Raw genomic sequence first — 25,575 nt, 5'->3', positions numbered from 1 at the left:
AGCGTCGACCGCAAGAATAGACTCGGCTCATTGCTGGGAGCGCGCCACTCCAGTGGCGCATCATCTCTTGAGCATGAGCGCCACTGGAGTGGCGCGCTCCCAGCAAGACTGCTCTAGCGGCCCCTGAATGCCTTTGCGATCTGGTCCTGCATCGGCTTCACGAGGTAGGACAGCACCGTGCGCGGCTCGGTCTGCATGAAGACCTCGACGGGCATGCCGGCAACCAGCCGCAGCCCTTGAAGGCGGGCAAGCTCGCTGTCGGGCACGAGGATGCGTACTGAATAGTAGCTCTCGTTCTTCTTCTCTTCCTGCGTGACATCGGCGCCGATGCGCACGATCTCGCCGTCGAGCTCGGGCGTGGTGCGCTGGTTGAAGGCCGGGAACCGCACCACCGCCCGCTGGCCGACATGCACCTGGTCGATCTCCTGCGGCGCGATCCTGGCCTCGATGATCAGCGCATCGGAGTCGGGCACGATCAGCATGACCGGCTCGCCGGCCTGGATCACGCCGCCGATCGTGTGCACGCTGCGCTGGAAAACCCTGCCGTCCTGCGGCGCCACGAGATCGACGCGCTTCAGCTGGTCCTCGGCCGCGACCCGCCGTTCGATCAGCTCGGATTTCTTGCCGCGCATCTCGGCGAGTTCCTTGCCGACCTCGGTCCGCAGATCCTCGTCGACCTGGAGGATTTTGAGCTGGATCTCCGCGATCCGGCCCTTGGTCTGGGCCATCGCGGCAATCAGCGCGCCGCGCTCGCCATCGAGCCGGGCACCGTCACGTTCGAGCGTGGTCACCCGCGCGAACGGCACCAGGTTCTTGGACCACAGATCGCGAACGCCCTTGAGTTCCTGCTGGATCCAGTCGATCTCCCGGGCTTTCGCGGCCTCCTGTTCGCGATTGCCCAGGATCTGCTGCTCGAGCTGGGCGACCTGCTCCTTGAGCTGGGACTTCAGTCCCTCGCGTCCGGAGCCGCGGATCTCGAACAGCCGTTGCTCGCCCGCCATCACCTGCAGGACATCGGGATCGGCGGCCCTCGCCAGCAGGTCGGGCGGAAAGGCCACCCGCTGGGCCGCGTCGCGTTCGGCCTCGCTCCGCGCCTGGCGCGCCGCGAGTTCGTCGAGCGCCTTGGTCACGATCGCCAGGCCGGCACGGGTCTGGGTCTCGTCGAGCCGCACCACGACATCGCCTGCCTTGACGCGATCGCCTTCCCGGACCCTGAGTTCGCCTACAACGCCGCCGGTGGGGTGCTGGACCTTCTTCACGTTCGAGTCGACCACGAGCTGGCCCGACGCGATCACTGCCCCGGACAGTTCGGTCGTCACCGCCCAGCCCCCGACGCCACCGATCAGCAGGACGATGGCCGAGCCGCCGAGCACGAGGTGCCGGCCGATGGATTGATGAGAGCTCATGATGCCGCCACGCGCAGCGGCGTTGCTGCCACGGCAGGCGGCCGCTTCGGCAACAGTTCGCGGAGCACGGCGTCTTTCGGCCCGAAAGCCTGCTGGCGGCCGCCGCGCATCGCCAGGAGAGTGTCGACGCCGGCGAGCGCGCTCGGGCGATGGGCGATCACGACGACGATGCCGCCGCGCGCACGAACACCCAGGATGGCGCGCGTCAGCGCTTCGTCACCCTCGCTGTCGAGACTGGAATTGGGCTCGTCGAGCACCACGAGGAACGGATCGCCGTAGAGGGCCCGGGCGAGCCCGACGCGTTGACGCTGGCCGGCCGACAGGGCAGCGCCGGCCTCGCCAATCTGTGTCTCGTAGCCGTCCGGCAGGCCCAGGATCAGTTCGTGGACTCCGGCGGCACGGGCCGCGGCGATGATCGCTTCCGACGACGGCGCAGTCTCGAAGCGTGCGATATTGTCGGCCACGCTGCCGGCGAACAGCTCCATGTCCTGCGGCAGGTAGCCGATATGCGGACCGAGCGCTTCCGGCGACCATTGATCGAGCGCCGCACCGTCGATGCGGATCCTGCCTCGAGCCGGCGTCCAGACTCCTACCATGGCACGTCCCAGCGACGACTTGCCCGAGGCGCTGGGACCGACGATCCCCAGCCCCTGCCCTGCCTTCAGTTGAAACGCCGCGTCCAGGACGACAACCCTGCTGGTGCCGGGAGGAACGAGGCTCACGGCCTCGAAGGTGAGCGACTGAGCCGGTTTCGGCAGCGCCATGCGCGGCATGTCGGCAGGCATCTTGGCCATGAGGTCGTTGAGGCGGCGCCAGCTCTGCCGGGCCGCGACGAACCCCCGCCAGTGCGAGATCGCGAGTTCTATGGGCGCCAGCGCCCGCGAGGTCAGGATCGAGCTTGCGATGATGATGCCGGCAGTGGCCTGGCCATGGATCACGAGATAGGCGCCGATTCCGAGCACGCCCGACTGCAGCACCATGCGGAGAACCTTCGAAAGGCCGCCCAGCCCTCCGGCGACGTCGGCGGCGCGCCGCTGCGCTGCCTGGTAGCCACGGTTGCACTCGCTCCATAGCGCGCCGAGGCGTCCCGCCATCCCCAACGCATGGACGACTTCGGCATTGCGCCGGCTCGCTTCGGCCAAGGCACTGCGGTTGTTCGCCAGCGCCGCGGCCTTGCCCGCGGGCGCGCGCGTCAGGAACTCGGTGAGCAGCGTGACGACGACGAGGACGAGCCCGCCCACCGTCGCCGCGATCCCGATCCAGGGGTGAAACAGGAAGCAGATGCCGAGATAGAGCGGCATCCAGGGCAGGTCGAACAAGGCCGCCGGCCCCACGGTCGACAGGAAGGAACGAACCTGGTCGAGGTCGCGCAGCGGCTGGAGACCATGCTGCCCCGGTGCCTTCAATGGCAACTTCACCAGAACATGATAGACGCGCTGGCTCACCGCCTCGTCGAGGGAACCCGCGATCCGCACGAGGACCCGGCTCCGGATGATGTCGAGCACGCCCTGGAAGCCGAACAGGACGAGGGCCAGCACGCTGATGCCCACGAGGGTGGGCACGCTGCGGCTCGCCAGCACCCGGTCGTAGACCTCGAGCATGTAGAACGAGCCTGTGAGATAGAGCACGTTCAGGATGGCGCTGAACACGGCCACGCCGAGGAAGGCCTTGCGGCAGGTGGCAAGTGCTGCCGACAGTTCCGAGAGCGGCTTCTGGTCTGGACGTGTCGTGGGGCGCATCAGATTACACGATATGGTCGAAGTCGTTCAGGATGCCGGAAAATTCGAACGGGTTCTGGGCGATGCCGCTGCTGTCCGACGAGGTGTAGTGGGCGCCGGCCGAGTTGCCGTTGTCGCGCGCCACCGACCACATCGAGAGCATCGCCACGTCGGGATCGTTCGCGGCGTAGTCGAGCAATGCCCGGGCATCGGCCAGGGTGAACACTTCGGAGACGATGTCGTTGACGCCGATCATCGGCGTGATGCCGATCTTGGCGTCGAGGCCCATGGCCGCGAGTTGCTGCTGGGTCGCCTCGGAGGCCTGGATGGCGCTCAAGCCCATCTGGCCGTTGTTGTCCTGCCCCTGGCCGTAATCCATTGCCATGATATTGACCATGTCGATCCGCACGCCGTCGTTCATCGCGCTCTGCAGCAGGTTCAACCCGCTGTCGACGAGGCCGAACGGCATCACCGGCAGGGTGAACGACACTTTCAAATCGGGGTTGGCCGCCTGCAGCCCGACGATGGCCTGGTCGCGCATCGTGATCGACGGCTGGTCCAGCACCGCCGCCCCTTCGATGTCGAAGTCGATCGAGGTGATGTTGTAGCGGTCGATCACCGACTGGTACTGGGCCTGCAGGACGGTCGCGTTGGGCGCGACCAGCGCCGCTTCCGTCCCGGCCGCACCGCCGAACGAGATGGTGATGTTGCCGCCGGCCGCCTGGATCGCCTGGACCTGCTCCAGGATCGTCGTGGTCGCCCCCGACGTCGTGTAGAGCGTGTCTTCGTCGATCGATCCCGCGCCCTGCCAACCGATGCCCTCGCTGGATGCGAGCACGAAGGCCAGGGTGAAGTTTTCGATGCCGCCTGCCTGTGAGATGCCGACCAGGTCGGCATCGACCGGCATCGCCATGTCGATGTAGGGCGAGAACATCTGTTCCAGGCTGCCGTGCGGATCGAGAATGGTGGTGTGCACGGAGATCGGGCTCGCCTGCGCCGACAGGCCCAGGGCGTCGATCGCCGCCACGGAAAACTGGTAGTCCGTATCGGCCGTGAGGTCGGTGACGGTGTAGTGCGTGCCGGTCACGGTGGCGATCTGCTGACCGTTCTCGAACACCGCATAGCCGGTGACCGTGCCGCCGCCCGGCACGCTCGATGCATCCCAGCTCAACATGGTCGAAGTGCTGGAGACGGTCGTGGCTTCGAGGCCGGTCGGCACCGATGGCACCGAGTCCGGCAGGTCCTCTACGACAGCATGGACCTGGACGGCCGACGGGTTCAGCTGCCCGGAAGCGACGAAGCCGAAGCTCGCCTCGCCGCCCTGCGCGAGCTGGCCGTTCCACGCCACATTGCCGATCACATAGCCGTTGGCATCGTGCGAGATGATCCGCGCGTTCCAGATGTCGGTGATCAGGTACGGCATGTCGATCGCGATCTGCCAGCCGCCGCTCAGGTTCGCGCCGTCGTTGTGCACGGTCACATTGCCGTTGAAACCGCCGCTCCAGGAATCGGTCACGCTGAACTGACCGCTGAGGTCGCCCGTCGGACCCGGCGGTGGCGTCGTCGTGTCGTCATTGGTGATGGTGCCGGCGCCGCTACCGTCGGCCAGGGTGGCGCCGACCGGGTTCGTGAGCACGACCGTAAAACCTTCGTTGGCTTCGACGACGGCATCGCCGATCGCCGCGACCTGGATGGTCTTCTGGATTTCTCCTGGAGCGAAGGTGAGCGTGCCGGACTGCGCGACATAGTCAGCTCCGGCCGTCGCCGTGCCGTTGGCGGTGGCGTAGGTCACCGTCACGGCGGTGGCCGAAGCGGCCGACAGGCTTACCGTGAAAGTGGCCTGCCCCGGTGCGGCAGCGCTGCCTTCAGCGAAGGTGGCGTTGCCGATGGCGAGCGTCGGTGCGGGCGGCGGCGGCGCCGCGTCGTCGTCAACGATGGTGGCGGTGCCGGTGGCGCGCGACAGGGTGGCGCCCGATGCGTTGCTCAACACCACGGTGAAATGCTCGTTCGCCTCATCGATATCGTCGGCCGCGATCGGGATCGAGATCGTCTTGGTCTGCTCGCCCGCGGCAAAGGTGACGGAGCCGCTGCTGCCGATGAAGTCCGCCGTGCCGGCGTCACCCGCCACGGTATGGAAATTCACCGTGACGGTGCCGGTTGCCGGCGCGGAGAGCGTTAGCACGAAGTCGGCATGGGTGGCCGCCCCGGGCTCGCCGTCGCCGTCCCCCACAGCGTTGCCGAAATCGAACTGGATCGGCGTCAGATAGGCCATCTTGTTCTGGTTAACGCTCTGCCAGTCGTTGGCCAGGATGCCGCCGGTATCACCGGAGTTGGGATTCCACGACCAGAAAGTCCAGCTCACACCCTGATCGCCGGCCGGCAGGTCGTGCGTGCCGTTGTTGTCAAGATCGCCCGAGAGGTAGGAGGTGATGGCCTCCAGCCACGGCGCATCCTTGGGGTCGGTAAGATTGGTGCCGAACTCGCCGATGTACACCGGCGCGATCCCCTCCTTGTAGATGTAGCCCCACATCTGGTCGAACTTGGCCGGCAGGCCGGCGGCGAAGTCGTCGCCCTCGAACCAGGGCTGGGGCCAGACCGAGTTCGGATAATCATGCGCCGAGTAGACCAGCTTGTTGTCGACCGCGAGGTCGATCGGCCGGTCGCGCACGCCCATGAGGTTGCCGCCCCACCAGTAGTTCTCACCCTGGTAGGAGGCTACGCCCTCGACGAAGATCAGCATGTTGGGATTGACCGCGCCGATGGCGTTGCCGGCACGTTCGGCCGCCGCCGCCCAGTCGTTGGGTCCGCCACCGCCCCAGGTGCCGGCATGAGGCTCGTTGTGCAGGTCGGCGCCGATCACCGTGGGATTGTCGGCGTAACGCTCAGCCAGCATCTGCCAGTCGGCGATCCACTGCGCCTCGCTATGCTGGGCGTCGTACCACAGGCCGTTGGCCGAGGCGCCTGCGCCCGAGTCGTTGCGATGGTGATCGAGGATGATTTTCAGCCCGATCTCGCCGGCATAGGCCACGATCTTGTCCATGACCTGCATGGCCGTGAGACCTTGCAGATCCGGGTTTGCCGAGTAGTTGATGTTGGGCGTGCCGGTGGCGCGGAGCGTGTCGTTGGAGAACGGCAGGCGGATGGTGTTGAACCCGAGGTCCACCATCTGGTCCATCATACTCTGGTAGTTGCGGGTCCAGAGGCCATGCGGCGCCAGGTCAGAATTTTCGAAGCCGAACCAGTTCACGCCGGCGATCTGGACCGAGTTGCCCGCGGCATCGACGATCTGGTTGCCCGAGGTGCTGAACCAGCCCGACGCCGTCCCGCCGGTGCCGGGATCGCCCTCGATCACCGAGGCATCGGAGATGCTGAGCGTTGGCAACGGCGGCGGCGGGCCCACATCGTCGTTGGTGATCGTGCCAGCCGCCGTGCCATCGGCAAGCGTGGCGCCCAGCGGATTGGAGAGCACGATGCTGAAGCCTTCATTGGCTTCCACCGCTGCATCGCCGATCGCCGACACGGTGATCGTCTTCTGTGTCTCCCCGGGCGCAAAGGTGAGCGAGCCGGTCTGGGCGGCATAGTCGCTGCCGGCGGTCGCGGTGCCGTTCGCCGTGGCGAAGTTCACCGTCACTTCCGAGGCGGAGGCCGCCGACAGGGTGACCGTGAAGGTGGCATGGCCCGGTGCCGCGACGCTGCCTTCGGCAAAGCTCGCGTCGCCGATGCTGATCGTCGGTGGCGGCGGCGCCGCGTCGTCGTTGGTGATGGTGCCCAGGGCTGAGCCGTCGGCGATGGTGGCACCGCTCGGCGACGACAGGTTGAGGGTGAGCGTCTCGTTGCCTTCCACGACCGTGTCGCCCGACACCTGGACACGGACCACCTTCGATGTCTCGCCGGCCGCGAAGCTGAGTGTGCCCGCAAGCGCCGCATAGTCCGTGCCCGCGGCTGCCGTTCCGTTGGCGGTGGCATAGGCCACCGTCACGGGACCGGCCGCAGCCGCCGAGAGGGTGACGGTGAAAGCGAGTTCGTGGCTGCCGCTGTTGCCTTCGGTGACCGTTGCATCGGCCACCGAGAGGGTCGGCACCACCGGCTCGGGATCTTCCCCAACGGCAACGCCGTTGATCGTGAAGCCAGAGGCCGCCGTGCCGGCACTGCCGGGCGTCGCCTGGAAGCCGAACGAGACGTCCCGGCCGCCGGCCACCTGGCCGTTCCAGCCGGCGTTGCGGACCACGTAGTGATCGCCGACGTGGCTCACGATCTCGGCGTTCCAGATGTTGGTGATGGTGAACGAGGCATTGAACTCGACGGTCCAGCCGTTGAGGCCGACGGCACCGGCGCCGACCGTCATCGTACCCGTGAAGCCGGAACCCCAGTTGCTGCCGACGTCATAGTCGAGCGAGGCACCACCGGTTGGCGGCGGCGGCGGCGCCGCATCGTCGTTGCTGATGGTGCCGACCGCCGAGCCATCGGAGATGGTGGCCCCGCTCGGTGACGACAGGTTGAGGGCAAGGGTTTCGCTGGCCTCGACGGCGCTGTCGCCGGTGACCGGCACGAGGATCGTCTTGGACGTCTCACCCGCCGCGAAGGTGAGCGTGCCCGACTGGGCGCCGTAGTCCGAGCCTGCCGTTGCCGTGCCGTTGGCAGTGGAATAGTGGACCGCGACCGGTCCTGCGGCCGCCTGCGAAAGCGTGACTGTGAAGGCGAGCTGCGATGTACCGGCGCTGCCTTCCACGACCGAGGCGTCGCCGACCGAAAGAGACGGCACCACGGGCGGCGGCGGGTCGCCCGCGCCATTGAGCACCAGGCCCGATGCCGCCGTGCCGCCGGCACCGGGCGTCGCCTGGAAGCCGAAGGTGGCGGTCCCACCCGCCGATATATTCGAGTTCCAGGCGACGTTGCGGACCACGTAGTGATCGCCTACGTGGCTCACGATCTCAGCGCCCCAGATGTCGGAGATGGTGAACGAGGCGTCGAACTCAACGGTCCAGCCGTGGAGATCCTGGGCTCCGGCCGGCACGATCATGTTGCCGACGAAGCCCGATCCCCAGTTGTCTCCAACGGTGTAGTCGATGCTCGCCATCTCGCTGCCCCTCCCAGGAACGCCGCGTCATGCAGCCGCAGTCGCGATATGTCACCGCCGCCGGGCGATCGCATCGGCCCGGACACCGCCACTCGGTGAACCCGGCAGAAAAATCGGTGAACGCGGCGGCAAGCGCGGCCTGGCGGCGGGCGCGCGCTTGCCTGTGGCCATCAAATGCCCTTTGCTCCCGTGGACAATTCCCAACCAGAAATCGCCGGAGCCACCAGCTTGACCGCAACCGTCTTCAGCAGGACTGCCGGCGCGGCCCGTACCCGATGGAACGGTGTGCCGGTGTTCTGGCAGGCGCAGATCGTAGGCTGGGGTCTGTTCGCGATCGTCGACCTGGTGAACCTGCGGCTGCTCTTCCACGACTTCCCGGTCGCGCTTCGCCGGACGACCCTGATCGTGGTGTGCCTGGTGCTGATCTCCACCGGCATGCGCAGGATTTATGCTTCCCGACACTTCGGTAACACACTGACCCCGCGGACGGTCGCCTGGATCGCGCTCCTGTCGGTGGGCGGCGGCGCGGTCGTCTCGGCTCTGGTGTTCGTCGTCCGCGATCTTGCCGGCTGGTCGATCCCCGGCCGCACCGCGCTCGACGAGTTCGTCTTCCCGCTGACGCACTACTCCATCATGCTGGCGGGCTGGAGCCTCTGCTATTTCTGGATCCACGCCGAGGTGGCCGAGCAAGCCGAGCACAAGCGCGCCCTGCGGGCGGAAGCCGAGGCGCTGCGCGCCGAGCTCGAGGAGCTGCGGCTGCAGCTCGATCCCCACTTCCTCTTCAATGCGTTGAACGGCGTGGCCGAGGAGATTCCGGAACATCCCGATGCGGCGCTCGCCATGCTGCGCGACCTCACGGCCTATCTTCGGCACTCACTCGACGGCATCAAGCAGACCGTCGTCACGGTCGAGGCCGAGGTCGGCGGACTCTCGGCCTACCTGCGTGTGCAGCAGGCGCGCTTCGGCGACCGCCTCCGGACGAGGGTCCACATCGATCCCGCCGCAGCATCGCGCCGGATCGCGAGCTTCCTGCTGCAGCCGCTGATCGAGAACGCGGTCAAGTACGGCCGGCGCGAGAACGGACTGGATGTCGGCATCGACATTCGCCTGGTGGGCGATGCGCTCCATATCGAGATCGACAACACCGGATCGCTCCACGATGTGCCGAAGACGCGGCAGCGCCGCTCCGGCATCGGCCTGGAGAACGTGCGCCGGCGCCTCGCCCTGCACTACCCCGGGCGCCACCAGTTCACGCTCGGCGATCGCGGCGGCGGAGAGAACAAGGTGGTGGTGAAACTCATCCTCGAGGGCGATCCGTGCGAGTCCTGATCGTCGACGACGAGCCGCTGGCGCGCTCGGCGATGCGGCGCCTGCTCGCCGCCCATCCCACGGTCGAGATCGTGGGCGAGGCCGACAGCACCCAGCAGGCCATCAGCGCCATCGAGCGCACGCAGCCGCAGCTGGTCTTTCTCGACATCGAACTGGGCGGCAGCGACGGCTTCGACCTGCTCGCCGCGCTGGAGCGGCCGCCGATCGTCGTGTTCGTCACCGCCTATGCCGAGCATGCGGTCGAAGCCTTCGCCGTGGATGCCGTCGACTATCTCCTGAAGCCGGTCGCGCCGGAACGCCTGGCCGAATCGCTGGCCCGCGTCGAGCGGCAACTCGCCCAGGCGGCGCCGACCACCGGCTCAGGCATCATCGAACTCAAGACACCGAAGCGGACGGTGCTCGCCCAGGCGGCCGAGATCGTGGCGTTGCGCGCCGACGGCGATTTCACGCGCGTCCACGTCGCCGATCAGCCCGAGGTGATGATCTGGCGGACCCTGGCGCATTTCGAGAGCCTGCTGCCGTCGCCGCCCTTCCTGCGGCTCGGCCGATCGCTGATCATCAACCGCGACCGCCTGCGCAACATCGAGACGCAATCGCGCGCGAGCGCGCGCATCACGCTGCAAGGAATGGCCGAACCGCTGATCCTTGGCCGCGCCGCCGCCGCACGACTGCGCGAGGCACTGATCGACGACAAGCCCTGACCGTGCGACTTCAGGCCAGCGCCGCCAGGATGCGTTCGCGCGTGAGCGGCATGTCGCGGAGGCGGACACCGAGCGCATGATGAACGGCATTGCCGATCGCCGCCGCGGTCGGGCCCACCGTGCATTCGCCGACGCCGAGCGCCGGATTGCCCGAAGCCTCGACGAACTCGACCCGCATTTCGGGAATCTCGCTGAAGCGCAGGATCGGGTAGCTGTCCCAGTCGCGCGAGGCGATGCCCTCGCCGTCGAAGCGCACCTGTTCCTTGAGCGTCCAGCTCACCGCCTGGACGATGCCGCCCTCGAGCTGGTTGCGCGCACCGTCCGGGTTGACCACCAGTCCGGCGTCGGCCACGCACCAGACACGATCGACGCGCACCGTCTCCTCGACGGTGACGGCCGCGACCACGGCGGCATAGGCGGCGCGGTTCTTGTAGCGGGCGAAGCCGAGTCCGAGCCCCTTGCCGGCACCGCCCGTGCCACGCGACGCCCAGCCGGCACGCTCGGCCACCGCCTCGACCAGTCGCCGGGCGCGCGGCTCGGACAGGATCGAGAGGCGGTAGGCCACGGGATCCTCGCCCAAGCGCGCCGCCAGATCGTCGATCAGCGATTCGATGGCATAGACATTGGGCAGCGCGCCGAGGCCGCGCAGCGCCGAGGTGCGGACCGGCGGACGCATCACCAGGTGATGGACGATGCGGTGCGCCGGCACGTCGTAGATCGGCGCCGCGTTGCGTGTTCCCCCACCGCCGCGCTGCTCCGTCGGATCGAACGGCGCCACTTCGGGCGGCGGATTGGCCAGCGCCTCCGAGGCCAGCAGGAAGCCGGTACCGGTGCCCGGCCGCTGGACATGGGTCGGGCTCCAGATCTCGGTCGTCCAGTCGGCCGGACGGCCCCGCGCATCGAGATCGACATGCAAGGTCACCAGCATGGCGGGCCCGACGGGTTCGAAACCGAACTCCTCCTCGCGGCGCCATTGCAGGCGGATGCACTTGCCGGGAAGCCGCAGCGCGATCAGGGCCGCGTCGAGAGCGGCATCGTCGGCGCCGTTGTGGCCATAGCAGCCGGCGCCGTGCAGATGCTGGCAGGTGATGGACTCGATCGGCAGGCCGAGCGCCGCCGCCAGGTTCTGGCGCAGCGGATGCATGCCCTGGCCATGCGAGCGGATCGTGAGGTGACCATCGCGGTACTCAGCCAGCGCGCAGGACGGCGCCATCGACCCGTGCGAGATGTAGGGCCGCGAGAAGGTCGCCTGTACGAGGTTCCTGGGTGGCGTCGCCGGTGGCGGCGCACCGATGTGGCGATCGTCGCTGGGCCGGCCCTTTAGCCATGCGGCCTCCTGCTGCTCGGGCTCGATGCGCCGCACGCCATTCCATTTGGCATGCCGCGGCGCCGCGACGGCGGCGGCCTGGGCCACGGCCTCGACCGGACTGACAAAGGCCACGAAATTGGCGTCGCGCACGATCTGCAGCTCGCCCTTTGCCGCACGCCGGATCGCCGCTTCGTCGAGCGAGGCGAGCACGGCGCCGCGGTTGGGTTGGCGCAACGTGCGCGCATGCAGGACATCGGCCGGCAGGACATCGTGCACGAAGGCGGCGCCGCTCATCTTCCCCGGCAGGTCGACGCGCGGCACGCTTTGGCCGACCACCTTGTACGAGGCGACCGGCTTGGGTGGCGCCGTGCCGGTCACGGCTTGCGTGAGGTCGATCTCGGCCGCAACCGTCCAATAATCCTGGCCGGTGGGGGCGCCATTCTGCAGGAACCTGCCGTCGACCACCGTGAGCTCGTCACGACTGCAGTTGAGCCTGAGTGCCGCGCGTTCGAGGGCCTTGGCCCGCACCTCGGCGCAGACCAGCCGCACCGAGCCGCCGGACACGTCGACCGACAACGACGACGTCGTATAGAGCTCGTCGGGCCCATGGGTCGTGTCGCCCGAGAGCACGGCGACGCGACCGAGCGGCACATCAAGTTCCTCGGCCGCGATCTGGCCGATGGCGGTGACGATGCCCTGGCCCATCTCGACCTTGCCAGTGGCGATGCGCACGGTGCGGTCGGCCTGGAATTTTATCCAGCGATCGAGGCGGGGGTTCTCGATCAGGCTTGCCGGGAGAACAGACGCGGTCATGCCGGCCTCCTCCCTTTTGTTCCTTGCGCACGAAGCGTTGCCGCCGCGCGTTCGACCGCACGCAGGATGCGCTGGTGCGCGCCGCAGCGGCAGAGATGCTTGTCGAGCGCGGCCACGATCTCGGCGCGGCTGGGATCGGGGTTGCGGTCGAGCAGCGCCTTGGCGGAAATGAGGATGCCGGACAGGCAGTAGCCGCATTGGCCGGCCTGCTCGTCGAGGAACGCCTGCTGCAGTGGATGCGGCCTGGCCTCCATACCGAGCCCTTCGATGGTCGTCACCTGGCGGCCCGCCACCGTGCCCAGTTCGCGGGTGCAGGCATAGGTCGGCTGTTCGTCGACCAGCACCATGCAGCAGCCGCACTGCTCCAGGCCGCAGCCGTAGCGCGTACCCATCAGCCCGAGGTGGTTGCGCAGCACTTCGAGGAGAGACGTTGTCTCCGGCGCGCCGACCGATCGGGCCTCGCCGTTGACCGTGAGGATAATGTTCATGATCGCCTCCCTCCGGCGATCAGATCATCCTCGGCACCTGCTCGGCAAGCGAGGTGTCAGGCCGCCTGTTCCGCAGGCGCCGCCAGGCGTGCCTTGGCCGCGGCGACAGCATCGGCAGAGAACTGCTCGGGGTATTTCAGCACGAGGCTCTCGCCCGTCATCTCGGTGAGGCCGTTCGCCGTCAGCAATTCATAGCCTTCGGTCGGTGTCTTGCTGGTCACCCAATCTTCCAGGCACTGGATCACGCCCTTGCTTTTCAGCTTCAGCCGCGTCCGGCTGGCGCGGGTGGCACGTCCGTTCTTCTGGCTCAGCAGGTGCTCGTAGGCCGCCAGGGTCTCGTGGAAATCGCGGTGCAGAGGGTCGGTCTGATCGGCGCCCTCGAGTTCGCACAGCCGCCGGAATGCCTCGCGCCAGATGTCGTCACGCCCCAGTCGTTTGGCGTTCGTCATCAGCGTCCGGAGATCGGCCGGATTCGTGTAGCCCGAAATCGGCTTGGCCATCGTCTGCTTCAACACAGCCGGTGGCTTGGCGACAGTCGTCTGCTTCGCGTTGTTCTTTGCCACGACAACTCCTGCACTTCGTCCAGCACTGGGTGTGCAAGAGATGTGAGCATATCACATTGCCCGGCACCCGCGTGGATTGCTTGCAGCGGCGGAAACGCCGGAAACACTCATGGAAGCGCCGCCGCGTGTCTGCCTAATGCAGCCGAAACAAGGCACTTTCCGCCTTTCCGGCCACATCGCGGAGTCACGCCGCCCGGCTCAGCCAGTTCACGGACACGCCGAAGCCGAGACGCTCGTAGAAGCGCAGGGCGTGTCGGTTGACGGCATGGACACCCAGTTCGACATGGCTGGCGCCCTGCCCGCGCGCCCATTCCATCGATGCCGCCACCAGTCTTTCCCCGATTCCCCGGTCGCGGCGGTCAGCCCGAACCACGAGATTGTCGATCACCACCACCTTGCGCGGCACGGCACCGGCGAACGGCGCCGGCGGTCGCGGCAGCAGCACGGCAAGGCCGATGACGTCCGCCTCGTCCTCGGCCCCCTCCGCGGCCACCAGCACGGTCGAGCCCGGGCCGGCCAGCCACTGGCCCACCTGCTCCCAGGTCCGCGCCGGCCCGTCGAAGCGGCGGAAGAAGTCCGGCCGCTTCAGGCGGTGGAACTCGTCCAGCTCCTCGAACAGGGCACAGAGCGCGGGGTAGTCGCGCAACGTGGCCGGGCGCACCGCGGTCGACATCACGCCGCCAGCACCAGCCGATCGTGGGCCGCGGCGAAGCCGAAGCTCTCGTAGAACCGCCGGCCATCGCGGTTGACGTCGCCGACGACAGCCTCGACCTGCACGGCGCGGCGCTGGCGCGACCATTCGACGGCGGCGGCCAGCAGGCGCCGGCCGATGCGGCGGCCGCGCAGGTCGGCGCGCACCACGAGATTGTCGACCTCGACGACCTTGTGCGCCCCGGCGCCGGGCACCGGCACGATGCGCGTCAGCAGCACGGCAACGCCCAGGAGTCCCATCTCGCTCTGCGCCACCAGCAGGGTCGTGCCGGGGCTTTCCAGCCAGGTGAGCACCTGCTCGCGAGCCCCGGCCGGGTTGTCCAGCAGGTCGCACAGTTCTTCGCAGTCGCGCGGCCCCGCCAGCCGTACGCGAATCGGCAAGTGCGGCGGTTCTATCGCTTCAGGTTCTGTTTCGATGATCGACATGTCGTCCTCCGGTTGCGGTCCCGCCGCGGCCCGGAGGCCTATCCAGAAACACAGAAGCCGCCGGGATGCGGCGGCTTCGTTGAGTCATGACCCTTCGCGCCGCCTATGTAAGGGGCGTAAAATACCAAGCGTTCTGGGACAGGGTCGTGCGCATAACGAATTATACGTTCCAGATCGCAGAACTGTCAATGCTTCGAGTCTAAACCGCTTCAGCACAAGAACCTCACCCTGAGGAGCGGCCGCAGGCCGCGTCTCGAAGGGTGGGCGACAGCCGGCTGTGTGGCCCATCCTTCGAGACGCCGCGCTTTGCGCGGCTCCTCAGGATGAGGTGGGGTGCGATCCGCTAGCCTATTCCGCCGCGACGGCCATCGCCTGCTTGAGGCCGGGCATGGTGAAGCCGAGCTTGTCGAGCTTGGCGATCATGTCCTTGCCGGTCTTCTCGTCGATCTCGACCAGCGGCGGGCGAACCGGGGTCCAGTGGGAATCGGCGCCGTAGTGCGCGATGCAGTACTTGAGGCCGGGGATCATGACGTAGCCCTGCATGACGCCGCGCACCTCGTTGATCCAGGCCTGCAGTTTCTCGCCCTCGGGCGTCGCGTACTTCTTGTAGGTCTCCGCGATCTTGCCCGGGTTGATGTTGGCGGTGGCGCTGATGCAGCCCGCGCCGCCCGACTTGATGTTCTCGATCAAGGGCTTCTCGTTGCCCGAGAAGACATCGAAGCCGTCCTTGGCGAAGGCGTCGATCATGCTCTTGGTGTGGGGCCAGTCGTCCGACGAATCCTTCATGCCGGCGATCTGCTTCGGGTACGCCTTCATCAGCCGCTCGACCAGCTTGCGCGTGATCGGCACCGCCGACACCGGCGGGATGTGATAGAGATAGACGCGGAGCCGATCGTCACCGACGCGCTGCACCACCTCCGAGAAGAAGCGGAACAGCCCCTCCTCCGGAACGCCCTTGTAGTAGAAGGGCGGCAGCATCAGCACGCCCGACACGCCGAGCCTGGTCGCATGCGCGCTCACCTCGGCCGCCTCGTTGATCGAACAGGCTCCGGTGCCGGGCATCATGCGCGCCGTCGGCACGCCCGCCGAGACGATGGCGTCGAGCAGGCCCATGCGCTCCTTGGCCGACATCGAGTTGGCCTCGGAATTGGTGCCGAACACGGCAAGACCGCAATCCTGGCTCAGCAGCCACTTGCAGTGGGCGATGAATCGGCCGACATCGGGCGACAGATCGCGCTTGAAAGGTGTGACGACCGGCGAAAGTACGCCTTTGATCCGCGCTGCGACCATGATTTGATTTCCCCCTCAGGAAATAGCGTGGGAGTGGCGCGCCTTTTCTGCAACGAAGCGCCGGAGACGTCCAGTGGCAGGTTCATCGAGCGAGATTCTTCCCGAGGACGGCACCGCCGGCACCCTCGTGGGCCGTGTATGGCGAAAGGGCTCGCCGGGCGGCCCGAGCGTGGTCGCGATTCGGTCCGACGGGGTTTTCGACATCACTTCCGCCGCCCCGACCGTGGCCGATTTGTGCAATGCGGCCGATCCGCTGGCCCAGGCAAGCACGCCGGGCGAGCGCATCGGCGCGCTGGAAGAAATCGTTCCGAGCCTGCTGGCGCCGATCGACCTGCAGGCCATCAAGGCGGCCGGCGTCACCTTCGCCGTCAGCCTGCTCGAACGGCTGATCGAAGAGCACGCCAAGGGCGATCCCACGCGTGCCGAGACCGTGCGAGGCGAGCTGAATTCGATCATCGGCGCCGACGTCAGCACCATCAAGCCGGGTTCGGGCGAGGCCGAGGCACTGAAGAAGACCCTGATGGCGCGCGGCGCCTGGTCGCCCTATCTCGAGGTCGGCATCGGCCCCTATGCCGAGATCTTCACCAAGGCGCCGGCCATGGCCGCCGTCGGCTATGGTGCCGAGATCGGCATCAGGTCGGACTCCGACTGGAACAATCCCGAACCCGAAGTGACCTTGGTGGTGAACGCCAAGGGTACGATCGTGGGTGCGACCCTGGGCAACGACGTCAACCTGCGCGACATGGAAGGCCGCAGCGCGCTCCTGCTCGGCATCGCCAAGGACAACAACGGCTCCTGCGCCATCGGCCCCTTCGTGCGGCTGTTCGATTCGACCTTCTCGCTCGACGACGTGCGCAAGGCCAAGGTCGAGCTGGAAGTGACCGGCCCGGACCAGTTCCGTCTGCGCGGCGCGAGCGATCTCTCCAAGATCAGTCGCGATCCAACCGACCTGGTGCGCCAGGCGATGGGCGGCACGCACCAGTATCCCGACGGCATGGTGCTGATGACCGGCACGCTGTTCGCGCCGACGCAGCCGCGCACGCCGGGCGGCACGGGCTTCACCCACATGGTGGGCGATCTCGTTTCGATCCGCTCGCCCAAGCTCGGCACCCTCACCAACAAGGTCAACCATTGCGACAAGATCCCGCCCTGGACCTTCGGCACGTCGGCACTGATGCGCAATCTGGCCAGTCGCGGGCTTCTCAAGTGACCTCTCTCCCCGTCATTTCTTTCAAGCTCCTCTCTCGCTCTAGCGGGGGAGAGGAACATGAGGGGACAGGGCGATGACCGACCTCACTCGCCTGCCCGCCTCCATCCTGCGCGAACAGATCGCGGCAAAGAAGGTCTCGCCGGTCGAGCTGACGAAGGCCGTGCTGGCGCGCGCGGAGAAACTGCAGCCGGTGCTGAACTGCTTCATCACCATTGCCGGCGAGCAGGCGCTGAAGGCGGCACATGCAGCGGAAGCGGCCATGATGGAGGGCAAGCCGCTCGGGCTGCTGCACGGCATCCCCTTCGCCGCCAAGGACCTCGTCAACACCGCCGGTGTGCGCACCACCTTCGGCTCGCTGCTGCACGAGGATAATGTTCCCAAGGAGGATGCTGTCGCAGCCGCGCGCATGAAGCAGGCGGGCGCCATCCTGTTCGGCAAGACGACGACGCCGGAGTTCGGCCACAAGGCGCTGACCGATGCGCCGCTGTTCGGCCGCACGCGCAATGCCTGGAGTGCGGCGCACACATCGGGTGGCTCGAGCGGCGGGGCGGCCGTCGCGGTGGCGACCGGCATCGGCCCGATCGGCATCGCCACCGACGGCGGCGGCTCGACCCGCATCCCGGCCGCGGCCAACGGCATGGTCGGGCTGAAGCAGAGCAACGGCGTCATCCCGCACAGCCAGGTGGCCGACGCCTTCGGCAACTACACCTACGTGACGCCGATGACGCGCACGGTGATGGACACCGCGCTGATGCTGCAGGCCATGGCCGGGCCGCATCCCTCCGACCCCTGGTCGATCGGCCTTGCGCCACAGGACTACATCGCGGCCGCCCGGCCCGAAGGCACCCTTAACGGCAAGCGCATCCTGTTCAGCGCCAGTTTCGGCAAGACCACGGTGGCCAAGGAGGTGCGGGCCGCGTTCGAACGCGCGCTCGGCAAGCTGCGGGCGCTGGGCGCCGAGCTGATCGAGCTCGACGAGGATCTGCCCGACATGGAGCCGATCTGGAAGGTGATCAATCACACGACCTGGAAAGCACGCTTCGACGATCTGATCCGACGCGACGGCAACCGCATGTCGTCCTCGCTGGTGCGCCAGGTGGCGATGGCGGCGGAATGGAGCGGCGCCGACTACCAGCGCGCCCAGTTCCAGCGCACCGAACTTTTCCGCCGCGTGCAGGGCTGGTTCGAGACCGCCGACTATCTGGTGACGCCGACCCTCTCGCGCACGGCACTGCCGATCGACCAGGACCTGTTCGAACCGATCCGCGTCGACGGCGTCGAGGTGGGAGAACTGCGCCGCAACTGGTTTCCCTACACCATGCCCTTCAACATCACCGGCCATCCGGCGTTGACGCTCTGCTGCGGCTACGATTCGGAAGGCCTGCCGATCGGCCTGCAGATCGTCGGCCGCTTCCGCGACGATGCCTCGGTGCTGCGCGCCGCGGCGCTCTATGAGAATTCCGAGGACTGGCTGTCGCGCTGGCCCGATCTGTGAAACGGCCACCTCCCCTGTCAGCGGAAGAAATCCAGGCGCGCGTGCTCCATCGCGACGGGCTGATCCTGGTCATCGACAAGCCGGCCGGCCTCGCCGTCCATGCCGGCCCCAGTCGCGCGCCCAACCTGGAGGAATGTTTCGACGCCCTGCGCTTCGGCCTGCCGCGGCCGCCGGCGTTGGCCCATCGTCTCGACGCCGACACCTCGGGCGTGCTTGTGCTGGGCCGCCATCCCAAGGCGCTGGCCAAGCTCGGGCGCCTGTTCTCCGGGCACACGACCGAGAAGACTTACTGGGCGGTCGTCGAGGGCGCGCCGCCCGCCGAGGAAGGCGTGTTCGACAAGAAGCTGCTCAAGCTCAACAGCAAGACCGGCTGGACGGTGAAAGTATCGGACAAGGGCCAGACCGCCGTGACGCGCTACCGCACCCTGGGGCGCGCGCCGGGAATGACCTGGCTGGAACTGAAGCCGGAGACCGGCCGCACGCATCAGATCCGCGTCCATTGCGCCGACGCCGGCTGCCCGGTGATCGGCGACCGCTTCTACGGCCGGCCCGAGCCCGGACAGCAACTGCATCTGCATTCGCGGGCGATCGTGCTGGCGCTGTCGAAGAACAAGCCGCCCGTGGTCGTGACCGCCCCGCCGCCGTCGCACATGATGGCAGCGCTCCTGGCTTGCGGCTTCAGTCCTTCGACCTGACCCAGATCCGCAGCTTGTCGCCGACCTCGAAGCCCGCATCGCGCGCCGCCGCGAGTTCGTCGCCGGATTCGTAGCCGACCAAGGGCAGCCGCGGGAACGTCTGCGCGGCCAGCAGAGCCAGCGAACGCCAGACCGCGCGCGCATCGGCGGCGTCGGCGACCACGTTGGACAATCCGACGACACCTTCGGCGCGATAGAGCATGCCGCCGGCCACGACCTGGAAGCCGCGGCGGCCGGTGAACATAGCGAAATCGGGGTCGTCGAACGGCAGGCCCCCCGCTCCCTTAGCCGTTCCCTGGGTTTCACGCTGCCAGACGATGTCCGACGAAGGACCAGGCAAGGGCATCACATTGCGGATCCAGCGTGCCTCGAACGGCGGCTCGAAGCCCAGGCGCGAGAGATCGAGGGTGCGGAAGCTGTCCTTCACCGACCAGCGCCCGGGCAGGTTCGACTTCACCAGAAGGTCGACGGCCTCGCGCTGCTCGGCCGCCACCGCCTTGCCCGGCTGCAGGGTGACGACGTTGGGATAGAAGCGCGGCACCGGTTCGGCGTTGACCCAGCTGTGCACCAGGAAACGTCCGGGATGGCCCGAGGCGCGGCAGACCGCGTCGCACCAGCGTGCGTTGTTGAGCGCGGCCGGGAGGGTGAAATCCTTCAGGCCCGCACTTCCTCTCGCTGGAAGATCACATAGGCGGCGGCAAACACCACGATCATGCCGGCGATCAACCCCGTCATCTGCGGCCAGATCAGCAGCAGACTCTGGTCGAGCGGCAGCGGCGCGCCTGGAATGACGCCGCGCATCTGCGCCGGCAGCATGCTGCCGAAGGTTCTTGTCTCGGGATTGAGCAGGCCGACGACGGCCTCGCTGAACAGGGTGCCCGGCGAGAACCGGGACAGCACAAGGCCCAGCTGCTCGACCGCGAGATATTCCTCGGCACTACGGATCTGCGAGGGCGCGAAGCCCAGGGTGATGGCCGAGGCGATCATCGGCCACAGGAGGAAGAAGAACAGCCAGAGGCCCAACGCGCAGAGCGCCGATGTGGCCGTCGAGCGGAAGATCACCGAGAACAGCAGCGAGGCCGCCAGCCACACCCCGCCATAGGCGATCGCCGCCAGCAGGAAGCAGGCACCACGGGCGACCTCGACTCCGCGCGGCGGCAGGCCGAGCAGCAGCAGGCCGGCCCCGAACACGATCAGCCAAAGCGCCGTCATGACCACGGCGAGCGTGGCGAGGCCGCCCAGGAATTTTCCGAGGAGCAGCGCGTCGCGATAGATCGGCTGCGACAGCACGCGCGAGAGGGTGCGGCGGTTGAATTCGGAGTTCACGGCATCGAAACCGAGGCCGATCGCCATGACCGGGATGATGAAATTGAGCGCGAAGACGAAGGAGATCGGCAGGCTCTCCGGCGCCGAGGTGAAGATGCGCAGGAACAGGTAGGAGTCCTGCTCGGTGACGGTGCGCAGCTGCTGCAGCGACGAGGCCACCGGAAAGGCGCCGAAGACGATGACGAACAGCATCAACACCATCATGCGGGCGCTGGAAAGGTGGTCGGCGAATTCCTTCATGAACACCGGGCCGAGGCCGGTGAAGGGCGAACCCTCACGGCGTATACCTGCAGAGCGGGCGGGCTTACGCGGCATCGCGTTGCTCCTGGAAGTAGCGCGTATAGACCTCTTCGAGGCTGGGCTGCAGGTCGGCCAGGCGCGTCAGCGATCCGCCCGAGGACACGATGCGCTGGGCTACTGAAGCACGCACGTCGCGATCGGCGACCACGCGCCAGGCCCCCTCACCCTCAGGCACGACCGTCTGCACGCCCTCGATGCCGCGCAACGCGGCCGCTATGTCGATGCCCGAGGCCTCGACCAGAATGGGATGGCCCGCCCCCAGTACCTGGTTGGCGAGTTCGACCACCGAGCCCATCAGGGCGATCTTGCCGTGGTTGAACAGCGCCACGCGATCACAGACGCTCTGCACGCGGTCGAGCAGGTGCGAGGAGATCAGCACGGCGACGCCCGCCTTCTTGAGACCGCGGATCATCTCCAGCAGTTCGAAGGTCGCATGCGGATCGAGGCCGGAGGTCGGCTCGTCGAGGATGGCGATCTCGGCCTTCTTCATCACGATCTCGGCGATGCCGAGGCGCTGGCGCATGCCGCGCGAGAAGGTCGAGACGCGCTTGTCGAGCACGTCGGCGAGCTGGACGCTCTCCATGGCGTCGCTGATCCGCTTCTCGGCGTCGCGCCGCGGGGTGGCGAGCAGCCGCGCGGTGTAACGCAGGTTCTCGCGCGCGGTGAGATGGTCGTAGAAGCCCACGGCATCGGGCAAGTAGCCGACCCGGCGCTTGACCTCGAGCGGCTGGCGCACCGGATCGAAGCCCAGCACGTCGACCGTGCCGCCGCTTGTCTCGGTGAGGCCGAGCAGCATCAGGATGGTCGTGGTCTTGCCTGCGCCGTTCGGACCCAGCAGGCCGAAGATTTCGCCGCGGCGGATATCCAGATCGATGGCGTCGACGGCGCGGTTCGCGCCGTAGAGCTTCAGCAGCCCGCGGACTTCTATGACGTTGTCGGTCACAGTCTATCGCCGGCCGAAACGCGCGACCGCGCCCAGCAGCACAAGCAGCGCCACGGCGATGATGCCGATGCCTACCAGGCCCCACAGTGTCGAGGTCGTGACGGTGATGCGGAAATCCGCCGCGCTCGATTCGCCGCGCGCGGTCGAGCGGAACGAAGCCACGTAGTCGCCGGCGATCGCCTTGTCGGCCGGCGTCACCATGACCTGGACCTCCTTCTTCTCGTTGGGCGCCAGGGTCGCGATGGTCTTGGGGTTGAACTCGACCTTCCAGTTGGTGGGCACCGTGCCCGACATCTCGATCTCGTCGACCGCCGCGGTGCCGTCGTTGTTCAGCACCAGCGTATAGGTCGAGGTCTTGCCGATCTCGGCCTCGCCCGAGAGACGGCCGTCCTTGGTCGTGAGCGCGAGCCTCCCTTGGCCGCTGATCTGCAGGGTGACGCGAAGGTCGGCCGTGGCGCCCTCGGCCGCGACCTTGACCAGCACCGGATAGTCGCCGGCCTTGACGTCACGCGGCGGCGTCACCTTGACCTTGATGTCCTTGGTCTGTCCCGCCTCGACCGGGATCGAACTGATCTCGTTGGAGCCGAAGCCCTCGGTGAAGGTGGTCTGGAAGTTGGCCGGCCCCTGGGCCGACAGCGCCACCGTGAGGTCCTTGCCGCTGTCATTGCCGACGGTGACCGTATATTCGAACGACGAGCGCGGCGTGCCGCGCAGCGACGGCAGGCGCGACTTCAAGCTGAGCTTGGCCGGCGCCTCCGTGCCGACGGTGAGCGTGAGCGGCAGCTCAGTCGTCTGCAGCCGCGCGCCCTTGGCGCTCAGCACGACCTGCTGCGAGCCCGGCTTGGCATCCTTGGGAACCTCGACGCGAAGCTGCAGCGAGACGCTCTCGTTCTGGCCCGGCATTGCCGACGCCACCGCCTGGCCGCCGCCCAGGATGTCGATCTTCCATCCCGCCGGCACGCCGGACAGCGTGAGTGCCATCGGCTCGGGCGCCAGTCCGGAGTTCTGCATTTTTATCCGGATGGTCGTGATCTCGCCGGCCCGCACGGTCTGCGACGGATAGTCGGTGAGCAGGAACAGACCCTGCATCACCGGCGACATCGGGGCCTGGGCGAAGGCCTGCGAAGCGAGGACGGGAAGAACAAGAGCAGCAAACAGAGCGATCAGACGGCGCATCGTTGGTTTCCTTGAGCTCAAGCGGTGGCGCTGGGACGCGCCTTCATGCGGCCGAACCAGGCCGTGAGATTCCTGCAGTCGGGGCTGAGCGGCTGGCCGACGTTGGCGAAGAAATCGAGAAAGGCGAACAGGAAGATGTCGGCCAGGGTGAGCTTGTCGCCGGCGATGAAGGGCTTGCTGCCCAACAGCCCGTCGAGCCAGACCAGCTTCTTGGCGGCCGCGGCCTTGAGATCGTCGGCGGCCTGCGGAATGCAATGGACGCGATCCTGGAACATCTTCAGGCCTTGCGAAAAGCGGAAGCCGTTCGCGCCGGGTTCGGCGATGTTGAGGTCGATGCGGCGGACCCACATGCGGGTCTTGGCGCGCTCCTCCGGCGTGTCACCGATCAGCGAGGGCGTGTCCTTCTTGATCTCGTCGATGTACTCGCAGATTGCCGTGATCTCGGCCAGCACAGTGCCGTCGTCGAGTTCCAGAGCCGGGCATTGGCCCGACGGATTGACCTTGAGGTAGGGCTCGCGGCGGTTCTCGCCGCCGCGCAGATCGACCTCGACCTTGGGCACGTCAAAGCCTTTCTCGGCCATGAACATGCGGACCATGCGCGGATTGGGGCCGACCGAATTGTAGAACTTCATTCTTCCTTTTCCTCCCTCAGCGCCCCGATCTTACCGCCAGGGCTCGACCAGAATCTTGGTGTGTCTCTCCGGATTGGCCAAGGCCTCGAACGCTCCCTTTACACCATCCAGCCCGACTTTGGACGTGATCAGCGCCTCTGCATCGACCTTGCCGTCGGCCAGCAGGCGGAGCGAGCGCGCGAATTCCTCCGGCGTGTAGCCCAGGACGAACTGGAGGTTCAATTCCTTGAAGATGGCGAACATCGGCTCGATCGTGTCGGGCTCCATGCAGACGCCGGCCACGATGATCCGGGCATCGCGCGGCGCCTTCTCGAACACCTGCTGAAGCAGGCCCGGAACGCCCACGCATTCGAAGATCGCCGCGCGCCTGTCGGCCGCCAGTTTGGCATAGGGCGATTCCTGCGCCGGATCGACCACGACATCGGCGCCCAACTTGAGGGCGAGCTCGCGCCGCTTGGGCGAGAAATCCGCCGCCACGATCGGCTTGATGCCTTTCAGCCGCAGCGCCGCGATGACGGCGAGGCCGACCGGGCCGCACCCCACGACCAGCGGCGCTTCCTCGCCGGTCAACGCCCCCTTCTCGACCGCGTGCACACCGACGGCCAGCGGTTCGGTCAGCGCTGCATGCTCCGTCGGCAGGCCGTTGGGCACTTCGAGCATCAGCGGCGCCGACAGCAGCATCTGTTCGGCGTAGCCGCCGACGTAAGTGTTGGAATAGCCCATGCCCTTGGGCCCATCGGCCTCGATCATCAGCGGCATGGCGCAGACGCGCGTGCCGACCTTCAGCCGGCGCTCCGTCTGCGGGCCGTAGTCGAGCACCTCGCAGCAGAATTCGTGGCCGAACACGATGTCGCGCGAAAGGTCCATCGGCACGCGGCCAGGCGTGCGCCTGGCCACGGCCACCATGCGATGGGCGTGCTTCGCGGCATGCAGGTCGGAGCCGCAGATGCCGCAGGCCAGCGTCTTGACCAGGACCTGCCCGACGCCCGGCACTGGCGCCGGCAATGTGTCGACGACGATGTCGCCGCCGCGAAAGATCGCCGCCCTCATGCGATGAAACCCTTTGTCGTCTGAACGAAATCATTCAGCCGGTCGTGGTGCACCCAGTGCCCGGCATTGTCGAACTCGACGACCTTGGCGCTCTTGAAATGTACGAGGCGGCCGTCCTTCTCCGGATTGGAAGCCCAGCTCTCCTTGCCGTAGACCAGCAGGGTCGGACAACTGATCTCGGTCCACAGCGTCTCGATGTCGGCGTAGCTCATGTCGTAGGGCGGCCAGGCGCGGACATAGTTGTCGAACTTCCAGCTATAAGTGCCGTCCTCGTTCTGGTTGACGCCCTGCTGGGTGAGATGGCGCGCCTGCTCGGCGCTCAGGTGCTTGTTCTCCTCCTGCATGCGCTTGAAGGCGTCCTCGATGGTCGGATACTTGCGCGGGCCGCGGGCCGACAGCTTGCGCTGCTCCTCGACCCACTCACGCATACGCTCGGCCATCGTCTTCTTGCGCTCGGCGATGACCCTGGGCGACGGGCCCAGTCCCTCGATGGCCACCAGCCGGCGCACCTTGTCGGGATAGATGCCGGCGTAGCGCAGGCAGATGTTGCCGCCCAACGAATGGGCCACGATCGTCACCGGCGCCAGCGCCTGCTGATGGATGAGCTGCGCCAGATCGTAGATGTAGGCCGCCATGGAATAGTTGCCGTCGGGCGACCACTGGCTGTCGCCGTGCCCGCGCAGGTCGGGGCAGATGATGTGCCAATCCTTGCGCAGCGCCTGCGCCACCCAGTCCCAGTTGCGGCAATGGTCGCGGCCGCCATGGACCAGCAGCAGCGGCGGCGCCTCGGGATTGCCCCAGTCGACATAGTGAAGACGCAGACGCTGAGAGAAGAAAACCCGGGAAGTGGGCCCCGGCATGCCGTTCAGAGTGGAGGTCATGCGGTCTTCTATAGCGAATCCCGGCGGTTTGCGTCA

21 protein-coding genes are annotated in these 25,575 nt (G+C 67.2%); 5 read left to right on the top strand and 16 right to left on the bottom strand.

Annotation, left to right across the window (positions count from 1 at the left end; translation table 11 throughout):
- Nucleotides 1–113: 113 nt before the first annotated feature.
- The 3 genes from EPO55_RS19295 to EPO55_RS19285 are packed head-to-tail and all read right to left on the bottom strand — an operon-like array spanning nucleotide 114 to nucleotide 8,201.
- Nucleotides 114–1,406 (bottom strand): HlyD family type I secretion periplasmic adaptor subunit, encoded by a 1,293-nt coding sequence (locus tag EPO55_RS19295; protein ID WP_296338774.1) that lies wholly within the window; start codon nucleotides 1,404–1,406, stop codon nucleotides 114–116.
- A complete protein-coding gene (locus EPO55_RS19290; protein WP_296338773.1) occupies nucleotides 1,403–3,145 on the bottom strand; it encodes a type I secretion system permease/ATPase in 1,743 nt (580 codons plus the stop codon). The genes EPO55_RS19295 and EPO55_RS19290 overlap by 4 nt, the downstream gene beginning before the upstream one ends.
- A gap of 4 nt (nucleotides 3,146–3,149) precedes the next feature.
- On the bottom strand, nucleotides 3,150–8,201 hold the full coding sequence (locus EPO55_RS19285; RefSeq protein ID WP_296338772.1) for a Calx-beta domain-containing protein: 5,052 nt from the start codon (nucleotides 8,199–8,201) through the stop codon (nucleotides 3,150–3,152).
- Nucleotides 8,202–8,429: 228 nt separating this feature from the next.
- On the opposite strand from EPO55_RS19285, the gene EPO55_RS19280 reads away from it, so the two are divergent.
- Together EPO55_RS19280 and EPO55_RS19275 are read left to right on the top strand one after the other, a co-directional pair.
- Nucleotides 8,430–9,530: a histidine kinase gene (locus tag EPO55_RS19280; protein ID WP_296338771.1), complete on the top strand. Its 1,101-nt coding sequence runs from the start codon at nucleotides 8,430–8,432 to the stop codon at nucleotides 9,528–9,530.
- A complete protein-coding gene (locus EPO55_RS19275; protein WP_296338769.1) occupies nucleotides 9,518–10,231 on the top strand; it encodes a LytTR family DNA-binding domain-containing protein in 714 nt (237 codons plus the stop codon). The genes EPO55_RS19280 and EPO55_RS19275 overlap by 13 nt, the downstream gene beginning before the upstream one ends.
- Nucleotides 10,232–10,241: 10 nt before the next feature.
- Here EPO55_RS19275 and EPO55_RS19270 read toward each other — a convergent pair whose 3' ends face one another.
- The 6 genes from EPO55_RS19270 to EPO55_RS19245 all read right to left on the bottom strand — a co-directional run bounded on the left by EPO55_RS19270 (nucleotide 10,242) and on the right by EPO55_RS19245 (nucleotide 15,831).
- A complete protein-coding gene (locus EPO55_RS19270; RefSeq protein WP_296338768.1) occupies nucleotides 10,242–12,353 on the bottom strand; it encodes a molybdopterin cofactor-binding domain-containing protein in 2,112 nt (703 codons plus the stop codon).
- A complete protein-coding gene (locus tag EPO55_RS19265; protein ID WP_296338767.1) occupies nucleotides 12,350–12,841 on the bottom strand; it encodes a (2Fe-2S)-binding protein in 492 nt (163 codons plus the stop codon). The genes EPO55_RS19270 and EPO55_RS19265 overlap by 4 nt, the downstream gene beginning before the upstream one ends.
- Before the next feature lie 56 nt (nucleotides 12,842–12,897).
- A complete protein-coding gene (locus EPO55_RS19260; RefSeq protein WP_296338765.1) occupies nucleotides 12,898–13,404 on the bottom strand; it encodes a hypothetical protein in 507 nt (168 codons plus the stop codon).
- A 184-nt stretch (nucleotides 13,405–13,588) separates the two neighbouring features.
- The gene (locus EPO55_RS19255; RefSeq protein WP_296338764.1) at nucleotides 13,589–14,077 is read right to left on the bottom strand and encodes a GNAT family N-acetyltransferase; all 489 of its coding nucleotides are present in this window, start codon (nucleotides 14,075–14,077) and stop codon (nucleotides 13,589–13,591) included.
- A complete protein-coding gene (locus EPO55_RS19250; RefSeq protein ID WP_296338763.1) occupies nucleotides 14,077–14,541 on the bottom strand; it encodes a GNAT family N-acetyltransferase in 465 nt (154 codons plus the stop codon). The genes EPO55_RS19255 and EPO55_RS19250 overlap by 1 nt, the downstream gene beginning before the upstream one ends.
- A gap of 348 nt (nucleotides 14,542–14,889) precedes the next feature.
- On the bottom strand, nucleotides 14,890–15,831 hold the full coding sequence (locus EPO55_RS19245; RefSeq protein WP_296338762.1) for a dihydrodipicolinate synthase family protein: 942 nt from the start codon (nucleotides 15,829–15,831) through the stop codon (nucleotides 14,890–14,892).
- Nucleotides 15,832–15,904: 73 nt separating this feature from the next.
- On the opposite strand from EPO55_RS19245, the gene EPO55_RS19240 reads away from it, so the two are divergent.
- The 3 genes from EPO55_RS19240 (at nucleotide 15,905) to EPO55_RS19230 (ending at nucleotide 19,231) form a co-directional block, all read left to right on the top strand.
- The gene (locus EPO55_RS19240) at nucleotides 15,905–17,041 is read left to right on the top strand and encodes a fumarylacetoacetate hydrolase family protein (protein ID WP_296338761.1); all 1,137 of its coding nucleotides are present in this window, start codon (nucleotides 15,905–15,907) and stop codon (nucleotides 17,039–17,041) included.
- A 73-nt stretch (nucleotides 17,042–17,114) separates the two neighbouring features.
- Nucleotides 17,115–18,536, top strand: coding sequence for an amidase (locus EPO55_RS19235; RefSeq protein WP_296338760.1), 1,422 nt, complete (start codon nucleotides 17,115–17,117; stop codon nucleotides 18,534–18,536).
- Nucleotides 18,533–19,231 (top strand): RNA pseudouridine synthase, encoded by a 699-nt coding sequence (locus tag EPO55_RS19230; RefSeq protein WP_296338758.1) that lies wholly within the window; start codon nucleotides 18,533–18,535, stop codon nucleotides 19,229–19,231. The genes EPO55_RS19235 and EPO55_RS19230 overlap by 4 nt, the downstream gene beginning before the upstream one ends.
- Here EPO55_RS19230 and EPO55_RS19225 read toward each other — a convergent pair.
- The 7 genes from EPO55_RS19225 to EPO55_RS19195 form a co-directional block, all read right to left on the bottom strand.
- On the bottom strand, nucleotides 19,215–19,799 hold the full coding sequence (locus EPO55_RS19225) for a hypothetical protein (protein WP_296338757.1): 585 nt from the start codon (nucleotides 19,797–19,799) through the stop codon (nucleotides 19,215–19,217). The genes EPO55_RS19230 and EPO55_RS19225 overlap by 17 nt on opposite strands.
- Nucleotides 19,800–19,885: 86 nt before the next feature.
- A complete protein-coding gene (locus tag EPO55_RS19220) occupies nucleotides 19,886–20,872 on the bottom strand; it encodes an ABC transporter permease (RefSeq protein WP_296338756.1) in 987 nt (328 codons plus the stop codon).
- Entirely contained in the window at nucleotides 20,862–21,800 is a 939-nt protein-coding gene (locus EPO55_RS19215; RefSeq protein ID WP_296338755.1) for an ABC transporter ATP-binding protein, read from the bottom strand. Before EPO55_RS19215 ends, EPO55_RS19220 begins: the two co-directional genes overlap by 11 nt.
- A gap of 3 nt (nucleotides 21,801–21,803) precedes the next feature.
- Nucleotides 21,804–22,976 (bottom strand): NEW3 domain-containing protein, encoded by a 1,173-nt coding sequence (locus EPO55_RS19210; protein WP_296338754.1) that lies wholly within the window; start codon nucleotides 22,974–22,976, stop codon nucleotides 21,804–21,806.
- A 17-nt stretch (nucleotides 22,977–22,993) separates the two neighbouring features.
- Nucleotides 22,994–23,608, bottom strand: a complete 615-nt coding sequence (locus tag EPO55_RS19205; RefSeq protein WP_296338753.1) for a glutathione S-transferase family protein — start codon at nucleotides 23,606–23,608, stop codon at nucleotides 22,994–22,996.
- Nucleotides 23,609–23,638: 30 nt separating this feature from the next.
- Entirely contained in the window at nucleotides 23,639–24,658 is a 1,020-nt protein-coding gene (locus EPO55_RS19200; RefSeq protein ID WP_296338752.1) for a zinc-binding dehydrogenase, read from the bottom strand.
- On the bottom strand, nucleotides 24,655–25,539 hold the full coding sequence (locus EPO55_RS19195; protein ID WP_296338751.1) for an alpha/beta hydrolase: 885 nt from the start codon (nucleotides 25,537–25,539) through the stop codon (nucleotides 24,655–24,657). Before EPO55_RS19195 ends, EPO55_RS19200 begins: the two co-directional genes overlap by 4 nt.
- Between the last annotated feature and the right edge of the window lie 36 nt (nucleotides 25,540–25,575).

The organism is Reyranella sp., assembly GCF_004296935.1.
GTDB lineage: Bacteria > Pseudomonadota > Alphaproteobacteria > Reyranellales > Reyranellaceae > Reyranella.
The sequence above is the reverse complement of the archived record's forward strand: the minus strand, read 5'-3'. Positions and strand labels throughout refer to the sequence as shown.

Coding starts and splice junctions, on each gene's coding strand:
- EPO55_RS19200 (WP_296338752.1), bottom strand. CDS start 24,658: ATGAGGGCGGCGATCTTTCGCGGCGGCGACATCGTCGTCGACACATTG.
- EPO55_RS19290 (WP_296338773.1), bottom strand. CDS start 3,145: ATGCGCCCCACGACACGTCCAGACCAGAAGCCGCTCTCGGAACTGTCG.
- EPO55_RS19235 (WP_296338760.1), top strand. CDS start 17,115: ATGACCGACCTCACTCGCCTGCCCGCCTCCATCCTGCGCGAACAGATC.
- EPO55_RS19210 (WP_296338754.1), bottom strand. CDS start 22,976: ATGCGCCGTCTGATCGCTCTGTTTGCTGCTCTTGTTCTTCCCGTCCTC.
- EPO55_RS19250 (WP_296338763.1), bottom strand. CDS start 14,541: ATGTCGATCATCGAAACAGAACCTGAAGCGATAGAACCGCCGCACTTG.
- EPO55_RS19245 (WP_296338762.1), bottom strand. CDS start 15,831: ATGGTCGCAGCGCGGATCAAAGGCGTACTTTCGCCGGTCGTCACACCT.
- EPO55_RS19195 (WP_296338751.1), bottom strand. CDS start 25,539: ATGACCTCCACTCTGAACGGCATGCCGGGGCCCACTTCCCGGGTTTTC.
- EPO55_RS19295 (WP_296338774.1), bottom strand. CDS start 1,406: ATGAGCTCTCATCAATCCATCGGCCGGCACCTCGTGCTCGGCGGCTCG.
- EPO55_RS19285 (WP_296338772.1), bottom strand. CDS start 8,201: ATGGCGAGCATCGACTACACCGTTGGAGACAACTGGGGATCGGGCTTC.
- EPO55_RS19265 (WP_296338767.1), bottom strand. CDS start 12,841: ATGAACATTATCCTCACGGTCAACGGCGAGGCCCGATCGGTCGGCGCG.
- EPO55_RS19220 (WP_296338756.1), bottom strand. CDS start 20,872: ATGCCGCGTAAGCCCGCCCGCTCTGCAGGTATACGCCGTGAGGGTTCG.
- EPO55_RS19255 (WP_296338764.1), bottom strand. CDS start 14,077: ATGTCGACCGCGGTGCGCCCGGCCACGTTGCGCGACTACCCCGCGCTC.
- EPO55_RS19205 (WP_296338753.1), bottom strand. CDS start 23,608: ATGAAGTTCTACAATTCGGTCGGCCCCAATCCGCGCATGGTCCGCATG.
- EPO55_RS19270 (WP_296338768.1), bottom strand. CDS start 12,353: ATGACCGCGTCTGTTCTCCCGGCAAGCCTGATCGAGAACCCCCGCCTC.